This window comes from Paenibacillus xerothermodurans, from assembly GCF_002220865.2.
Lineage (GTDB): Bacteria > Bacillota > Bacilli > Paenibacillales > NBRC-103111 > Paenibacillus_S > Paenibacillus_S xerothermodurans.
In genome coordinates this window covers 1-14,229 of record NZ_NHRJ02000004.1, presented here as the reverse complement: position 1 = coordinate 14,229, position 14,229 = coordinate 1, and the positions used below count along the sequence as shown (strand labels likewise).

Here is a 14,229-nt window from a genome sequence, read left to right as displayed (position 1 = left end):
TATGGCGATAATTGCATTTATCATTTTTGTAGTCACTCTGACGTTCGTCATCTGGCAGCCAAAGGGGTTAAATATCGGCTGGTCGGCGAGTGCCGGGGCGGCACTTGCTTTAATGTTCGGTGTGGTCAGCTTCGAGGATGTAGTCACCGTTACCAGCATCGTGTGGAATGCCACCTTGGCCTTTGTGGCCGTGATTTTAATTTCCTTGGTGCTCGACGAGATTGGATTTTTCGAATGGGCGGCATTGCATATGGCGCGGCTCGCACGCGGCAACGGCCTGCTCATGTTTTTGTTTATCATTCTGCTTGGCTCGGCGGTCGCCGCCCTGTTTGCCAACGATGGTGCGGCTCTGATCATTACGCCGATTGTGCTTGCGATGGTTCGGGCACTCAAGTTTGACGAAAAGATGATTCTGCCGTTCATTATGGCCAGCGGGTTTATTGCGGATACGGCGTCTCTGCCGCTTGTCGTCAGCAACTTAGTGAACATCGTGTCCGCGGACTACTTCAACATCGGCTTTGCCGAGTACGCCAGCCGCATGATCGTGCCGAATTTCTTTTCCATTATTGCGAGCCTCATTGTGCTCTATCTGTATTTTAGGAAAAGCATCCCGGACAGCTATCATCTTACGCAGCTAAAAAAGCCGAAGGACGCCATCAAAGATATAAGGCTGTTTCGGTTATCTTGGGTGATCTTAGCGGCTTTGCTTGTCGCTTATTTTGGCAGTGAATTTGCCGCGATGCCCGTATCCATCATTGCAGGCGTCGCCGCGATCGTCTTTCTTTTGGCCGCGAGAAGAAGCCCGGCGATTCATACATGGAAGCTCGTCAAGGACGCTCCGTGGGCGGTTGTAGTTTTCTCTATAGGGATGTATGTGGTCATATACGGGCTGCGAAATGCAGGACTCACGGATGTGCTGGGCAGCGTTATTCAAGCGGTAGCGGACAATGGTCTGTTTGCCGCGACAGTCGGTATGGGCTATATCTCTGCCATCCTGTCGTCGATTATGAATAACATGCCGACCGTGCTCATCGACGCGATCGCGATCAACGGAACACAGACGCAGGGCATGATCCGCGAGGCGCTGATCTATGCCAATGTGATCGGCGCAGACTTGGGGCCGAAAATCACGCCGATAGGCTCGCTTGCCACCTTGCTCTGGCTCCATGTGTTGGCAACGAAAAATATGAAAATCAGCTGGGGCTATTATTTTAAAGTCGGCATTATTTTAACGATTCCAACCTTGTTTATTACACTTGTCGGCCTTTACCTGTGGCTAGCGCTGATCCACACCGTGAATGCAAATGTTTGGTTCATGATTGCAGTTGTCGTGATGGTGCTCGTTGCGGTAGCGGTGATCATAAAAACGCGGCTGGGCAGTAAGCAGAATCAACCAGGGCAGCAACGGCATAGCTGATTCACACTGGGCAGGATGGGTGTTGAGGTGGTGTCGATGTCAACGCATTCTGTTTTGCTGCTGTCGAAGGCAAGAACACGTACTCACCTACACGAACTACAAAGGAGATTTTGATCATGCAGAAAAAACCGTTAGTTTACTTTCGCACCGGAAATTCTTGCAGAAGCCAAATTGCGGATGGGTTTTTAAAAGCTTTGGGCAGTGATAAATACGAAGTCAGAAGCGCTGGGCTTGAGGCGCATGGTTTGAATCCGCGTGCGGTGCAAGTGATGAATGAGACTGGCGTAGACATCAGTAAAAACACCTCCGATGTGATAGATCCGGACATTTTGAATCGTGCCGATTACGTCATTACCCTGTGCGGCCACGCGGACGAGCATTGCCCGGTGATCTCCAGCAAGAACGTGACCAAATGGCATTGGGGATTCGATGATCCGGCAAAAGCAACCGGTACGGAAGAGGAAATCATGGGCCAGTTCCGCACCGTCCGCGACTCCATTAAGGGCCGGATCGAGCAGTTCATCAGGGAAGGTAAATGAGACGGATTCGATGATCAAAAGAATGCGAGGAAGCTGTAGATGACTGTCTTTGCGCTTGCGGTCGGAGGATTTATCGGCACACTGCTGCGGTATGGATTAGGCGAGAGCATGCCTACGTTAACCAACGGATTCCCAGTTGGCGTCTTAGCGGTGAACCTTGTTGGCTGCTTGGTGGTAGGGTGGTTTTTCACCGCTGCGGAAGTGCGCTGGACGCTTCGCCCCGAGGTGCGACTTGGCTTTGGCGTCGGCACCATTGGTGCGTTCACCACATTTTCAGCATTTTCAGTTCAAACGGTTGAGCTAATTCAAGACGGGCGCCTTGCTATTGCCGCTTTGTACGTGCTGCTCAGTGCACTGGGAGGGCTGCTGCTGGCTTACGCCGGTGTCTGTTTGGCAAAAGTGAAAAAGAAAGAGGTCACGAGATGATCTGGCTGATCGGTTTTGGCGGCGCGGTGGGAACCCTCTGTCGGTTTTACCTTGGCCGATGGGTGAACTCCAAGATGAAATCTCAGTTTCCATGGGGAACGTGGGTGATTAATGCCACCGGCTCATTCGCCCTGGGACTTTTGCTCTCGATGCACGCCAATGAGCAAATTTCCGACTTGGTCTGGATGGTTATGGGAACAGGCTTTTGTGGCGCATACACCACTTTTTCCACTTTTGGTTACGAAACTATCCAGCTGGTACAACAGGGGGAAATGGCAAAAGCCGCGCTGTACGTGGTCAGTTCCGTGCTGTTGGGGCTATGGTCTGCTTTCGTGGGCATGACTGTTTTGTGAATTGCGCAGCCCAGACTTTCCGCCAGCTATGTTATAATCACGCCGGCGCGTGCACAGCAGGGGCTTCCTGAACGCACGTCTCCGACTGGTTTGATCACTGGCGTGGCGTCTGCGGCCCAGCTCTGCATGCAAGGATCCGGCTCTTCAAACCAGACTAGACCGGGTGCTCCCCGGCACCTTGGAACTTGCTTCTATTTCTCACTTGAAATACGATGGCGCTGACCCATAGACCAATAAGCACAATGTAGATACACAAAATCCATGCTTCCGGTATCACATTTCCCGTGGACAATAAGGTTCTTGCATTCGTGAGAATGATGAACCCTCCAACCAACACGCCGAGCAAATAAGCCGGAATGATTCTAACAAGCCATGCTGCGATTGGCGCGGCGGCGACCCCACCTATCATGAAAGCTCCTACCCAATACCAATTGAACTGCTCCCAACCTAGAAATAACAAGAAACCCAATGAAGCGGAAACCGCGATCGCGAATTCACTTGTGTCCACCGTCCCAATCACTGTACGTGGAGCCATCCCCTTCTTGGATAAAAGCACCGGCGTGGCGATGGGCCCCCAGCCCCCTCCGCCAACGGCATCGAAAAAGCCGCCGACGAGACCGAGAGGAGTGAGAAAAGCGGTTGACACCGCGGGCGCGCCGTGATATACACGCCCAACAGCAGCAAGAACAGGGACACGAAGGGCTTGATTGCATCCCCGGGCAAATTGCTCAAAAATGCAGCACCGCAAAACGCACTAATGGAGCCAGGGATAATTAATCTGAGCAGAATGCGGCGGTCCACGTTTTTAAACCACAGGTGAGAAACGCCGGACGCTGCGGTGCTTGGTTTGCTTACTAGATTCGCGATTTATGGAATGATTACCATGGCGTTGTTCTCTGGCACAATTAAAGGGTTGGAGAACAAGTTGTTTGTTACTGGTGTTTTGGCTGTGCCTATTGTTATCAACTGGATTTTTAAATTTCTAAGATGGAAATAATTAGCAAACAAATTTGAAGTATGACCGTGGCCTGATTGTTGGGCGGTTTAGAGGTATTTGAGTGAGTAAGTCCGGGCAGATTAATTACGAAAAAGCGTGTGCGGTCATTTGACAACATGAGTGAAAAACTAATTCATCTACTGGCAGACGTGCGTCTTGCTCATTGAGGTGGAGATTGTGGCAAGGAATGTCCGAAAAAAATGGTCGCAATTCGATTGTTTCGCTGTAAATCATTGAAAGATATTGCGCAGTCAAGGTATGTTATTTACTCAAGTAATGTGCACACAAGAAAAACCGATACATTTCGAAAAGGATAGAATAGATTTTATTCTCGGCGTGTTTTCAAGAGATCACAATAAGTTCAAGCATTTGGTAAAAAGATCATGGTCCCATCGTGATTGAGCCGCAACTTCGTTATGACCTGTACTGGTTATAACGCAATAATCCGAAGCCCACCAAGACTAAGCAGGCAAAGGTTAAAAATTCTCCTGCGATTGCGAACGCTAACAGTGATATTGCTGCCCACCCTACTCTGGATGTGCCAGCTCTTTTATGCAGCAAAAGCAGATTTGCTTTGAAAGAATGGATTTAAATCATCACCGGCTGGGTGGGTGCAAGATGGTGCCATCATAAAAGAATCTTTCGTCCAAAACGAACGTACTTCTCTGAACGTTATGATCGAGATTATTGCCATCAAGTTACAGCAAATCCGAATTAATTACTTCAAGAAGAAAGCGAGGAAAGAGAAACAAGCAAAAAGAAACAAGGTTCCTTTGCTCCTGGGAGTTTTGGAACAGGAAAAAGAAGACAGCAGGTGAGTGAACTAGTTGTAGGCAGCATTTGCGTGATGTCGTAAATACGCTCACGCCATTTTCGATGAGAAACACACACCTTCAAAGAACGTGATCGGCTATATGTATGTCAGAATTAGCACTAGTTTACATCTACTTTGCGGGTGGTGGCAGCTTCGCCGGTACTACCCCTAAATACATTGCAGTGGTTAGCATATAGCACCTGTAGATATACTCAGACTACTTTATTGACAAATGTTACCACATTAAGTTAATATAATTGTGTAGCGGAAGCACCGCACAAGTGAGGGCCGAGGGAAAGCATCCCCGGCCCTTTTTCGTCATCACAAAAGTTTCAATAAAATGATTCAGTAAAACTGAACATTTAAAGTGAATCGTAAATGTTATCAATTAAATTTAACAATGCAAATGAACCAATATGTTTTTAGTTAGAGCTGCAGTAGAAGGAGGCAGAGTTCGCCCGAGAAATAGCTACCGGACTCGTCACGCTTGGGCAGTTGTTTTACGCACTGCCTCATTCCAAGGTCTTTCATACAAATGAATGTGAGAACGGCAGAAGCGTGTCTTCCAAGCCAGAGTCCGAGGTATTTGTGACATTAGATGATGCTATTGCTTCAGGCCGCAGGAACAATGTAAGTGTTAGATGACATCAACGCTGTTTCAACAATATGAATGTTAAAAAACACCAGATTGTAACCGATAATGGTGTGGAAAGCGTCAAAGTCCAACTTCAAGGGCAAAAGACCATACATAATATCCGCTTAGAGAAAGTGCCTCATTTGCCGATGCATATTAAAAACAACATGTTAGAACATGCTTCTGCGCTTATTCAACCGGTTCGGAGTCAATCCCTTGAACGATAGTAAATATTTCTATAACGGTTAGATGTTGATGTGTTGTTTTTGGATTTATGGTTCCATTATGATTTGCCTGAATCGGTCATTATGGAGCAGCGCATTTAAATGCCCCACATGGAGATTTCAAGCAAGTGAAAGTAAAGATGGCCATTGGCTACTGTAGATATAGCCCACTTACAACGAGCAGGATCGTTTATAGATTGATGGTAATTTGTCACTCTTGGAACATGATCCTGGCGCAGAGTTGAAACGAAAAGAATTAGAGGAATGGGAAACTGCTTGGGCAATTTACATCGCCAAGTTGAAACGGTTGGATGAATTAAAGGCAGCTGGTCGATATGGATGCCAGCTGCGGCAGCCACAAAGGCCGTTGCGATAGCTGCCACAAACTTAAAAGCTTTGGATCCGGAGTTTTGTGATCGATTAGGCATTGTTTAGGAGTTTTCATGGTGGTTCCGGCTAATGCCAGGGGGGCACCCAAAATTACATGTATCTTAAAAACTGCATTTGGTGCATTCATTGTATGTCCACGGTAAATATGATAAAATTATTCTCATACAATCGGAGGTGTCATGAAAATGACTAATGAATCCACGAAGCACAACAATGATGATCTTACTCTAGCTGAAATCAGCAAAAAAGCAATTATCGCTGGAACCGAACTTGATTTTTGGTTCGAAGGGGATGACGATATATACGATGAGCTCTACGGCCACCTATCAGCCGGGAGACGTTTGGATAGCTAGCGTTTACCAAACAGCTACAAAGCAGTTCAAAGTTAGGCCAATAGTAATTGTAGGGAATGACAAAGCTATTGATGTGGATGTATTGACAGCCCCTATCACGACTCACGCGCCAAAGGTAGGGGCAGATATAATTCTTTTTCATTGGCAAGTGGCTGGGCTTGCTCGAGAGTCTGTAGCAAGAACCTCAAAGTTATTTCCAGTGAGTAAAGATAAATTAATCAAAAAGTTGGGATCACTTCATCCTGATGATCTGCTGAATGTCTTAAACAAATGCCGGGAATTATTCTGAATAATACATAAATTTAAACAGCGCCCTTGCAGCATAAAACTTTATAGTTCTCTTAAGAACAATGCCACTCCTAGCGAGTGGCTTTTGACGTTTTAGCGGCCATTGCACATTACGGCGCTGCGGAGGGCTGGGTGAATGCGAACAGGGAATATACCGACGAGGCTTACGCGCTCGCAAAATCAAATCGCATTAGTCTAATCAACCGTGCTGCACAGCTCATCGAGATGATTCTAAAACTGAACCCAGGTTCGGCACCTTCCGCAAACACTGTACAGCAAGCGATGCCGACCGGCGAGAAGACTTGCTTGAAATGTGGAAGTAAGATGGTTTTACGGAAAATTCCAAAGGCGAGTTTTATGGTTGCAGCTCATTTCCCAAATGTAGGATCATAACTGCGGTATAGCTGTTGTTGTGAAATTATCGATTTCCGCTTCGGGAATAGCGATTGGATGAAATAGCAACAATAAAATAGTGTACTTAGCATTAACGAGCGTAGGAGAGACAAAATGATACTACCCAACGATAAGAAAATTCAAGAGCTCGCTATTGTATACGCTGCGCAGCTGAGCTGGGAAGCTGATGCGGTGCTCGCATTGTTTCACGGTCAGGATGCCGAATCAAATGGTGAGCAATTCGCCTATCAGTATCGCAGTGTACTGCCGAAACAGATTATCTTCAAGGAGAGAGTTCGGGAGCACCCTGGCGTTGATTACCAAGTAAAAATTTATCGCTATTGAAGTCAGATGGAAATACGCTGCCCCGGTAATATCACAAACCTATGACCGAAATTTTCCAAGGAGCCTGGATGATCTAATCACAACACTGAAGAAAAATGCCGAAGCGTTAGCTAGCTCGTTTTGGAAGTATAGCGGTCGGCGAGTTGATAGCCTAAAGGTTTTCCGCACAGGTATAAAGATAGGACAAGGCGAAGATGAACAGACGTTCCACGGTCCTATTTTGCAAGAAGTGTAGCATAGTCGATGAATTGATAACGCCCAAAACCGGGCGTTGTTCTCGTTGCTTTTATAGCTTCTTTCTTCCGGCGGGCGTGCTCAGATTATGAATTGCTTGGCCGCATGGAGTTGGATCACGGGTCCTACTAAACAAACGAGAACGCAATACCAATCTCAATATGGTTAGATTTATCCAGAATTTAGGAATTGGGGGTGAACTTTACGATTATACGTCGTTGACTAAAGGCATGGATTCAACTGAACTTATTGTCATCAATTTGCTATTGATCGGTTATTCTAAGAATGCTACATCAGGTCAATAGAGAGGAATGTGACGAAATGAGCAATTGGAATTGTGTTTATGATACGGAGGCGGTGAAGTTCAATCCGCCACCCGAGGCGGATAGAATCGCTCATGCGTCGAAGTCAATCGGGGAGGGCAAAGTCGAAGCCTTTCTGGCAAGAGGCGGACAGGCCGGCGTGTTTTTGTGGGCGCATTTTCATGGCGCGCGCGGAACTGGCGAGAAAGACTACATCATAACCATTCAGGTGAAACACGGCGAGTGGTGTTATATGATAGCGCCCACGCTGAAAACTTCGGCGCAGATTGCGTCGGAACAGCCGGATCGTGAACATCATTGTTACCTGGAACTTGCACTCCCAGAGAGCGAACCGGCTGAGATGCTAAAAATAGCTGTTGATAATAAGGTAGAATTAAACATAGACATTAGCGGAGATCCTGATTGGTTCGGTGACAAAGAGGAAGCAAAGGATCTCATGGACAAATTTAATCGTGGTGAAACCAGTGTTTTGTCGGTACTTGAGGTGCTCAATCAGGGCAAGCAGCCACCTCTATTGAGTGTCGCTCGATCGACATAACAACGCATATCGAGCAAAAGTAAGCAGAGCCACCGTTTCTATATGCTGTGGCTCTTTGCTGCAACGACCTTCCGACTAGGGGCTGGGGAGTCCCCATTGCTAAAATATGGTTTGATAATGTAATACCTTTTCACATTCCTATACGGGGTAGTACCAGCCAAGCTGACACCACCCGCAAATTAGATGTAGACTAGTGTTAATTCTCCTATACATATAGCCGATCACGTTCTTTGAGGGTATGTGTTGCTCATCGAAAATGTCGTGAGCGTATTCACGTCATCACGCAAATGACTCATGAGTTCAGCCGCTAGTATCAAGTCGTTGAACCGAAGATAAATCTCCGCGCCGGGTTGCCTGACCACGAAGCCGAACAAGCGAACATTCACGCGATTCGGACGGGCGGCAAGGCGACCATTTCGACGAAAACGGCGGCTAGAGAGAGGCCCCATTTACCTGTGCATATCAAAGACAACATGTTAGAGCAGGCTACTGCGACTGTACCGCCAAAAGTGAACAATCGATCCTTTGAACTTTGATTTAATGTAGCATTTAACGTAGCGTGATTAAAAATATTCATGAAGTGCTTAATGTGTGGGAATGAGAGCTATGGCACGGGTTCCCTGATTATATATTTAAAACCAAGCATCGATACGACATCTGTGGCGACTTGGTTTACGATTGCATAGTTGTTGACGGCAACTGGATCCTGTCGGGTCCAGTTTTCTATTTCTTATGGCGCGCGATCCATTTCAGGCCGCGTGTAAATTGCCAAATCAAGTCATAGAGAATGTTTCTTTGGCATAAGATGAAATTACGCCAATCATTCATCTATTGGTCTATGGAATGTTGCGGAATAGTCCCCTCTCGGGGACTATTTCAGCCTGTAGACCCTTCCCTAGGGCGACTTTGTAAGCGACTTAGCAGACTGAGAGGGCTATTCTACTCTCTCTTTTTTTGGTATCATACGTTGTTGAAAATTGTCGCAAGTGGAGGAAAAATTAAATGTGGGACGCAATTGGTATCATCGCTTTGTTAGGCTGTTTATTTTGCCTTGTTGTGACCTTAGTGGCCTGGCTTAGAAAAACAGGTAAAGCAAAGAAATTCGCTATTGGCGCAGGCGCTTTGTTCGTCACCATGTGTGTGGCGGCGGTAAACGCGCCTCCGTCAGAGAAACCCATGGCCGCGGCAACAACAGAGTCCGTGCAGCCAGAGCAGGTAAAGCAGGCAGGAGTACCTGAACCTGTAAATAACACACAAATCACCGCGAAAGTGTTACGGGCTGTCGATGGAGATGCCCTAGAAGTTGAACTCGATGGCAAGAAAGAGACCGTACGCATGCTGCTCATCGACACAGCAGAAACGAAACATCCTGATAAACCTGTTCAGCCATTTGGCCCGGAAGCAGCGGCCTTTACGAAGGAAACATTGGAAGGTAAAGAAGCCACTCTAGAAAAAGACGTAACGGAACGAGATAAATACGGTCGCTTGCTAATGTATGTCTATTTAGATGGCAAGATGTTTAATGCAACATTGCTTGAAAAGGGGCTGGCGAGAGTCGCGGTGTACCCACCTGATGTAAAGTATGTGGATCGCTTCCGCGAATTACAAACACAGGCTCAGACTGCAAAATTGGGCATATGGAGCATAGAGAATTACGTAACGGAAACAGGTTACGACGAAACGGCCGTGAAAAAAGAGGAGCAACAGCCCCAGGTGGCACCAGCTCAGCCCGAGCCTGAGCCAAAACCAGAACCAGAACCTAAACCAGAACCTAAACCAGCGCCAGTTGCGCCGCCTGTGCAGGAGGCGCCAAAACCAAGTACGAATATAGTGTATAAGAATTGCACGGAGGTAAAGAGTTTAGGCAAAGCACCGCTATACGAAGGAGACCCAGGATACAGTAGGAAATTGGACCGAGATGGCGATGGCGTGGCATGTGAAAAATAAGAGCAGAAAAAGTAGACCTGAGCCAGGGTCTACTTTTTTTACCTAGGCGTACACTAAGTGGCGAGTTGCACTGCTCATTCGGCTTGCCTTTCTGATATTGCCAAACTGTCAATTATTATGCGAAGCAGCGAAAACATTCACCGCTTTTTCAAGCTGAGCAGAAAGTCTGGCATCTACGTTTCTGCCAGAAAAATAAACGGGAAATTTGAGCGTATGTTAGAATAAAATGAAGTATTAGACTGAATGTGTTGATCTTACCGCGGATCGCAGCGTGATAAAGCGTCAGGTCCCGTCCAATAACTATTAACACATTTAAGAATTTAGAAAAATAATATTGCAAAAGATACGCCTTTTCCGTGACGACACCAAAGCAGCCGCCATTCCGAGCGGCTGCTTTTTTGATTATAACCAACTCAGGTTGGCCAGCTGATAAGCACATGTACACGAGTTGTGGACTCCAGCGGAAACCGGTAATTTGCTTCAATTACGCTTCTGTTAGGTCAAAGGCATCGTTTTATCAAATCTGTAGTGACTTGGTGAAAATAAAGGATTTCCAATAATTAACTAGAATAATTCGGTGTAGCGACGGTGACAACATTGGCTTTATGAATTAAAGGGATACGATCGGTCGTTTCGTGTCGCGGCCGATAATAAAGTGTATGAAGTCCGAGAAAATCCCGGCGCGAAAACGTTAGGCGATTTGCTCGATATTGAAGGGAAAAATCGAGAAAGTGAGCATCGAAAGCTCCTATGATGGCAGTCATATTCGCGATTTTGACGCGGAAGCGTCCGAGGCTTTTGTGCAGGAACTGTTGCGACTGGCATATGTCGGTTTTGACGCGATTTACGCAAAAACCAAACATGCCAATGACGATGGCCGCGTGTTCTTGCGTGTGCATCTGCAGGATGGCACTTCGCTAAGGGGGGTATATTACCCGGATGCAAATGCCATCAATCCGGGTGCGTTTGGCACAGAGAAATTGAAGGAAGTTATCATGTCACAAGTGAAATAATGTAATACTAAGCCTCCGAATTCACACGTAATAAGAGCAAAAACAAGGTGGACTAAGGAAAATTGATTCCCTGGCCCACTTTGTCAACAGCCCCACGTAGCAGCCCTTTCGCTCCACTAACGGCAGCGGGTTCTCATAGATCGTAAATACCGCAAAAAAACAATTAGGAAACGATGGCCTGTGTCATTGAAGCACCCTCAGGTGTATATTTGGATACCACGCATTTTCCTCTTCTTTCGTTACGATGTATTGAGCACATATTCATTCTTGAGAACAAGAACACGTTGCTCTCCCTGCGGGGTATGAATAGCTATCGTATCCTTACACTGCGCAAAAAGGAGACCTTTGCCCAACGGTGATAAAAAAGAGATGCAGTTGTCATAGTTGGTCTCATCGGGCAATACAATGTGGTAGGTCTCAGTCTGGTCCTCATTCTCGAATTGAAGCAGTACTTTAGAGCCTATTAAGACTCTGGATTGAAGTAGGTCTTCGTGAAAACCGGCTAGAATATTCTCTACCCTTTTCTGATAATGTTTTACAAGCCGATCAATCTGATTTTTCTCAAAATCAGTACTCGAGGCAAACTTGTCTAAAAGGTTGTATTTGTTTTCATCAAAATATACGAGCTGTTTCAGTAAACCATCGCGAAACCCATTAGTGAGAATACTATGGCTCATAGAAGATTTCACCTACCATTCCCCCAGGATTGTTTTGGAAAATACGTCTCTGTTTTTCGTTCAAAGCAATCATCCTCCATATGTTAAATAGACCCCAGATGGGATCTTATGAGTTATAATAGCACAACTAGTTTTTTTGTCTATGGACGGTCCAAAATCCTGGAATGTGGAGGATGGTGTCTGGAGCTATTGAAGATACCTCTGCCCAACAGATTTTGTATTCTGCACATTCACTTAATCTGGGTTTAACCCACCAGCCGTAGCAAGCGGCTCTATGATACTGATTGCATTAATTGGTTTGCTCGCGAATTTGGCTAGCGCTTGGTCCCTCATGCGAAAAGGTGACGTAAAAAACAACGTGAATTTAAAAAGCGCTTATCTTCACGTTCTCGGAGACGCTTTAGGTTCTGTAGGTGCCATTGTCGCCGGCCTATGTATGGTATTGCTTTGGGTGTATATCACCGACCCGATTATTTCGGTTTAGGTTGCTTTGCTTATTTTAAAAAGCGCCTGGGGAATCATCCATCATACGGTTCATATTCTCATGGAAGGCACGCCAAGTTCCATTAATCAAACTGCTGTTAAGGAAGCCTTGGAGCGCATTGACGGTGTGAAGGATGTCCACGATTTGCATATTTGGACCATCACGTCCGGGCTGGATTCCATGAGTTGCCACATACTTGTCAAGGATGGATGGGACTGTCAGCAGATCCTTCAACAAGCGATAGAACTGATGGAAAAGGAGTTTACGATTCATCACAGAACCATTCAAGTTGAAAATTAAGCCACAAATCATACGGAAATAAAGTGTAGCTGCTACTTAGGAGAGATTTTGATGCAATCGTATGACGTTATCGTTATTGGTTCAGGTCAGGCTGGCCTTGCCGCGGGATACTTTTTAAAGAAAAAGGGGTTGTCTTTCGCTTTGCTCGACAAAGGCGAAGAAGTGGGGCAGATTTGGAAAAACCGGAGTGTCTAGGAGAATTCAGGTGGAGTAACGGAATAATAATTTGATGTATTTTGCTTCATGGTGACAACGAAACAATACACTAATGCGAATGCGATGGATAAAAATTTTTTTTTGCAACACTTTGAACCAATCATACGTTTGAGGTACTAAAAGCGAAAACTAAACTCAACGACGGGATAGAAACTGTAATGCCCCCCAATGTCAAGACACGATTTTTTGAGGAATAAGTTATGTCCTCCTTCTCGTAATCTAGTAAATTAGGATGCGATTTTCTCGACGCTGTGGGCATAGAATTGATCGGGCTTTGCTTCATTAAGAGACTGATGAGGGCGTTCCTGATTGTAAAATTGGACATAGCGAGCTATCCCATTGCGCAATGCGCGAGGGTCCTTGAATTCGTTCAGATAAATACATTCGTACTTGAGCGACCTGAAATACCGCTCTGTGCGGCTGTTGTCCGTGGCCCGGCCTTTACCATCCATTGATACCTTAACGCCTTCCTTTTCTAACAACTCAAGGTAATCGGCATTGGTAAAATGAGAGCCCTGATCGCTGTTCATAATTTCCGGCTTGCAGCGACTGAAGGCGCGTCTTAGGCACTTAAGCACAAAGCCTTTCTCGAGTGTGCTGGACAGTTCGTAATCGATCACTTTGCGGCTGTACCAATCGATGATGTTGAACAGGTACATGAATCCTTTGCCCATCCGCAAATACGTGATGTCGATCCCCCATACCTGATTTGGTCGGTCAATGGTTAAGCCGCGAAGCAGGTAGGGGCGGGTGTACTTGGCGTGGAGCCGTTTGCTCAAGTTCGGCTTCGGGTAGATCGCCTCAAGGCCCATGATCTGCATAAGACGGCGCACGCGCTTACGATTGATCTTGAAGCCTTGGTCACGGAGAAATCTTGTCATACGCCGGTAGCCGAAATAGGGATGCTTCATGTAGATCTCATCGATTCGATGCATGATCTGTACATTTTCTTCACTTTCACGATGTTCCTTGCCGGGGCGGTAGACGCTTGTTCTATTCACACTCAGCAGATCTGCCTGGCGCTTAACCGTGATTTAGCATTGTCACGTTCTACCGTTGCTTTACGTGCTTCGGGCGGTTCATTTAAGGCCAGATTTTTTTTTTGAGCCAGTCGACCTCTACGGTGAGTTGGCCTACCAGCTTCTCGAGATGCTCTTGCTTGCTCTCGTACTCCTTTCTCAGTTTGTCGGCTTCGCCTGTTTTCTTCTCGAATACCGTTGAGGCTCGCTCGAGGAACTCCGCTTTCCACCGGCTAATCATCACCGGGCTCAATTCATATTTGGCTGCGATCTCGTTGACGGTCTGCTCCTCGCGGAGGACCTCC

The 14,229-nt window shown here is 46.4% G+C and carries 13 protein-coding genes and 3 pseudogenes; 13 read left to right on the top strand and 3 right to left on the bottom strand.

Features of this window, described 5'->3' with window-relative positions; all coding sequences use genetic code 11:
* Position 1: 1 nt before the first annotated feature.
* From CBW46_RS09355 to crcB (CBW46_RS09340), 4 genes are all read left to right on the top strand, one after another.
* On the top strand, positions 2 to 1,417 hold the full coding sequence (locus CBW46_RS09355) for an arsenic transporter (RefSeq protein WP_089199753.1): 1,416 nt from the start codon (positions 2 to 4) through the stop codon (positions 1,415 to 1,417).
* A 116-nt stretch (positions 1,418 to 1,533) separates the two neighbouring features.
* The gene (gene arsC / locus CBW46_RS09350) at positions 1,534 to 1,956 is read left to right on the top strand and encodes an arsenate reductase (thioredoxin) (RefSeq protein WP_089199752.1); all 423 of its coding nucleotides are present in this window, start codon (positions 1,534 to 1,536) and stop codon (positions 1,954 to 1,956) included.
* Between the two features lie 39 nt (positions 1,957 to 1,995).
* Positions 1,996 to 2,382: a fluoride efflux transporter CrcB gene (crcB, locus tag CBW46_RS09345; RefSeq protein WP_089199751.1), complete on the top strand. Its 387-nt coding sequence runs from the start codon at positions 1,996 to 1,998 to the stop codon at positions 2,380 to 2,382.
* Positions 2,379 to 2,735: a fluoride efflux transporter CrcB gene (crcB, locus tag CBW46_RS09340; protein ID WP_089199750.1), complete on the top strand. Its 357-nt coding sequence runs from the start codon at positions 2,379 to 2,381 to the stop codon at positions 2,733 to 2,735. The genes crcB (CBW46_RS09345) and crcB (CBW46_RS09340) overlap by 4 nt, the downstream gene beginning before the upstream one ends.
* A 154-nt stretch (positions 2,736 to 2,889) precedes the next feature.
* On the opposite strand, the pseudogene CBW46_RS09335 reads toward crcB (CBW46_RS09340), so the two are convergent.
* Positions 2,890 to 3,596, bottom strand: a pseudogene (locus CBW46_RS09335) (sulfite exporter TauE/SafE family protein); the annotation flags it as partial.
* A gap of 2,383 nt (positions 3,597 to 5,979) precedes the next feature.
* On the opposite strand from CBW46_RS09335, the gene CBW46_RS21275 reads away from it, so the two are divergent.
* From CBW46_RS21275 to CBW46_RS09290, 7 genes are all read left to right on the top strand, one after another.
* Positions 5,980 to 6,147, top strand: coding sequence for a hypothetical protein (locus CBW46_RS21275; protein ID WP_165842251.1), 168 nt, complete (start codon positions 5,980 to 5,982; stop codon positions 6,145 to 6,147).
* The gene (locus CBW46_RS22280) at positions 6,086 to 6,436 is read left to right on the top strand and encodes a type II toxin-antitoxin system PemK/MazF family toxin (protein ID WP_424446270.1); all 351 of its coding nucleotides are present in this window, start codon (positions 6,086 to 6,088) and stop codon (positions 6,434 to 6,436) included. Before CBW46_RS21275 ends, CBW46_RS22280 begins: the two co-directional genes overlap by 62 nt.
* Before the next feature lie 77 nt (positions 6,437 to 6,513).
* A complete protein-coding gene (locus tag CBW46_RS22275) occupies positions 6,514 to 6,828 on the top strand; it encodes a restriction endonuclease (protein ID WP_111361063.1) in 315 nt (104 codons plus the stop codon).
* A gap of 114 nt (positions 6,829 to 6,942) precedes the next feature.
* Complete coding sequence (locus tag CBW46_RS09315) at positions 6,943 to 7,173, top strand: hypothetical protein (protein WP_089199746.1); 231 nt, start codon at positions 6,943 to 6,945, stop codon at positions 7,171 to 7,173.
* Positions 7,174 to 7,728: 555 nt separating this feature from the next.
* Positions 7,729 to 8,268 carry a hypothetical protein gene (locus tag CBW46_RS09310; RefSeq protein WP_089199745.1) on the top strand — a complete coding sequence of 180 codons (540 nt, stop codon included), beginning with the start codon at positions 7,729 to 7,731 and terminating at the stop codon, positions 8,266 to 8,268.
* Positions 8,269 to 9,270: 1,002 nt separating this feature from the next.
* Positions 9,271 to 10,215 carry a thermonuclease family protein gene (locus CBW46_RS09300; protein ID WP_243633243.1) on the top strand — a complete coding sequence of 315 codons (945 nt, stop codon included), beginning with the start codon at positions 9,271 to 9,273 and terminating at the stop codon, positions 10,213 to 10,215.
* Positions 10,216 to 10,925: 710 nt separating this feature from the next.
* Positions 10,926 to 11,228, top strand: coding sequence for a hypothetical protein (locus tag CBW46_RS09290; RefSeq protein ID WP_089199743.1), 303 nt, complete (start codon positions 10,926 to 10,928; stop codon positions 11,226 to 11,228).
* A gap of 239 nt (positions 11,229 to 11,467) precedes the next feature.
* Here the strand turns inward: CBW46_RS09290 and CBW46_RS09285 are convergent, their stop codons facing one another.
* The gene (locus CBW46_RS09285; protein ID WP_133253955.1) at positions 11,468 to 11,917 is read right to left on the bottom strand and encodes a GreA/GreB family elongation factor; all 450 of its coding nucleotides are present in this window, start codon (positions 11,915 to 11,917) and stop codon (positions 11,468 to 11,470) included.
* A 232-nt stretch (positions 11,918 to 12,149) separates the two neighbouring features.
* On the opposite strand from CBW46_RS09285, the pseudogene CBW46_RS09280 reads away from it, so the two are divergent.
* Together CBW46_RS09280 and CBW46_RS09275 are read left to right on the top strand one after the other, a co-directional pair.
* Positions 12,150 to 12,689: pseudogene (locus CBW46_RS09280) on the top strand (cation diffusion facilitator family transporter); the annotation flags it as partial.
* A gap of 51 nt (positions 12,690 to 12,740) precedes the next feature.
* On the top strand, positions 12,741 to 12,884 hold the full coding sequence (locus tag CBW46_RS09275; RefSeq protein ID WP_089199741.1) for an FAD-dependent oxidoreductase: 144 nt from the start codon (positions 12,741 to 12,743) through the stop codon (positions 12,882 to 12,884).
* Between the two features lie 248 nt (positions 12,885 to 13,132).
* On the opposite strand, the pseudogene CBW46_RS09270 reads toward CBW46_RS09275, so the two are convergent.
* Positions 13,133 to 14,229: pseudogene (locus CBW46_RS09270) on the bottom strand (IS3 family transposase); the annotation flags it as partial.

Bases quoted from the DNA above. Each gene is read 5' to 3' on its own strand.
- crcB (WP_089199750.1), top strand. From the start codon at position 2,379: ATGATCTGGCTGATCGGTTTTGGCGGCGCGGTGGGAACCCTCTGTCGG.
- CBW46_RS09310 (WP_089199745.1), top strand. From the start codon at position 7,729: ATGAGCAATTGGAATTGTGTTTATGATACGGAGGCGGTGAAGTTCAAT.
- CBW46_RS22280 (WP_424446270.1), top strand. From the start codon at position 6,086: ATGACGATATATACGATGAGCTCTACGGCCACCTATCAGCCGGGAGAC.
- CBW46_RS09275 (WP_089199741.1), top strand. From the start codon at position 12,741: ATGCAATCGTATGACGTTATCGTTATTGGTTCAGGTCAGGCTGGCCTT.
- arsC (WP_089199752.1), top strand. From the start codon at position 1,534: ATGCAGAAAAAACCGTTAGTTTACTTTCGCACCGGAAATTCTTGCAGA.
- CBW46_RS09300 (WP_243633243.1), top strand. From the start codon at position 9,271: ATGTGGGACGCAATTGGTATCATCGCTTTGTTAGGCTGTTTATTTTGC.
- CBW46_RS09355 (WP_089199753.1), top strand. From the start codon at position 2: ATGGCGATAATTGCATTTATCATTTTTGTAGTCACTCTGACGTTCGTC.
- crcB (WP_089199751.1), top strand. From the start codon at position 1,996: ATGACTGTCTTTGCGCTTGCGGTCGGAGGATTTATCGGCACACTGCTG.
- CBW46_RS09315 (WP_089199746.1), top strand. From the start codon at position 6,943: ATGATACTACCCAACGATAAGAAAATTCAAGAGCTCGCTATTGTATAC.
- CBW46_RS21275 (WP_165842251.1), top strand. From the start codon at position 5,980: ATGACTAATGAATCCACGAAGCACAACAATGATGATCTTACTCTAGCT.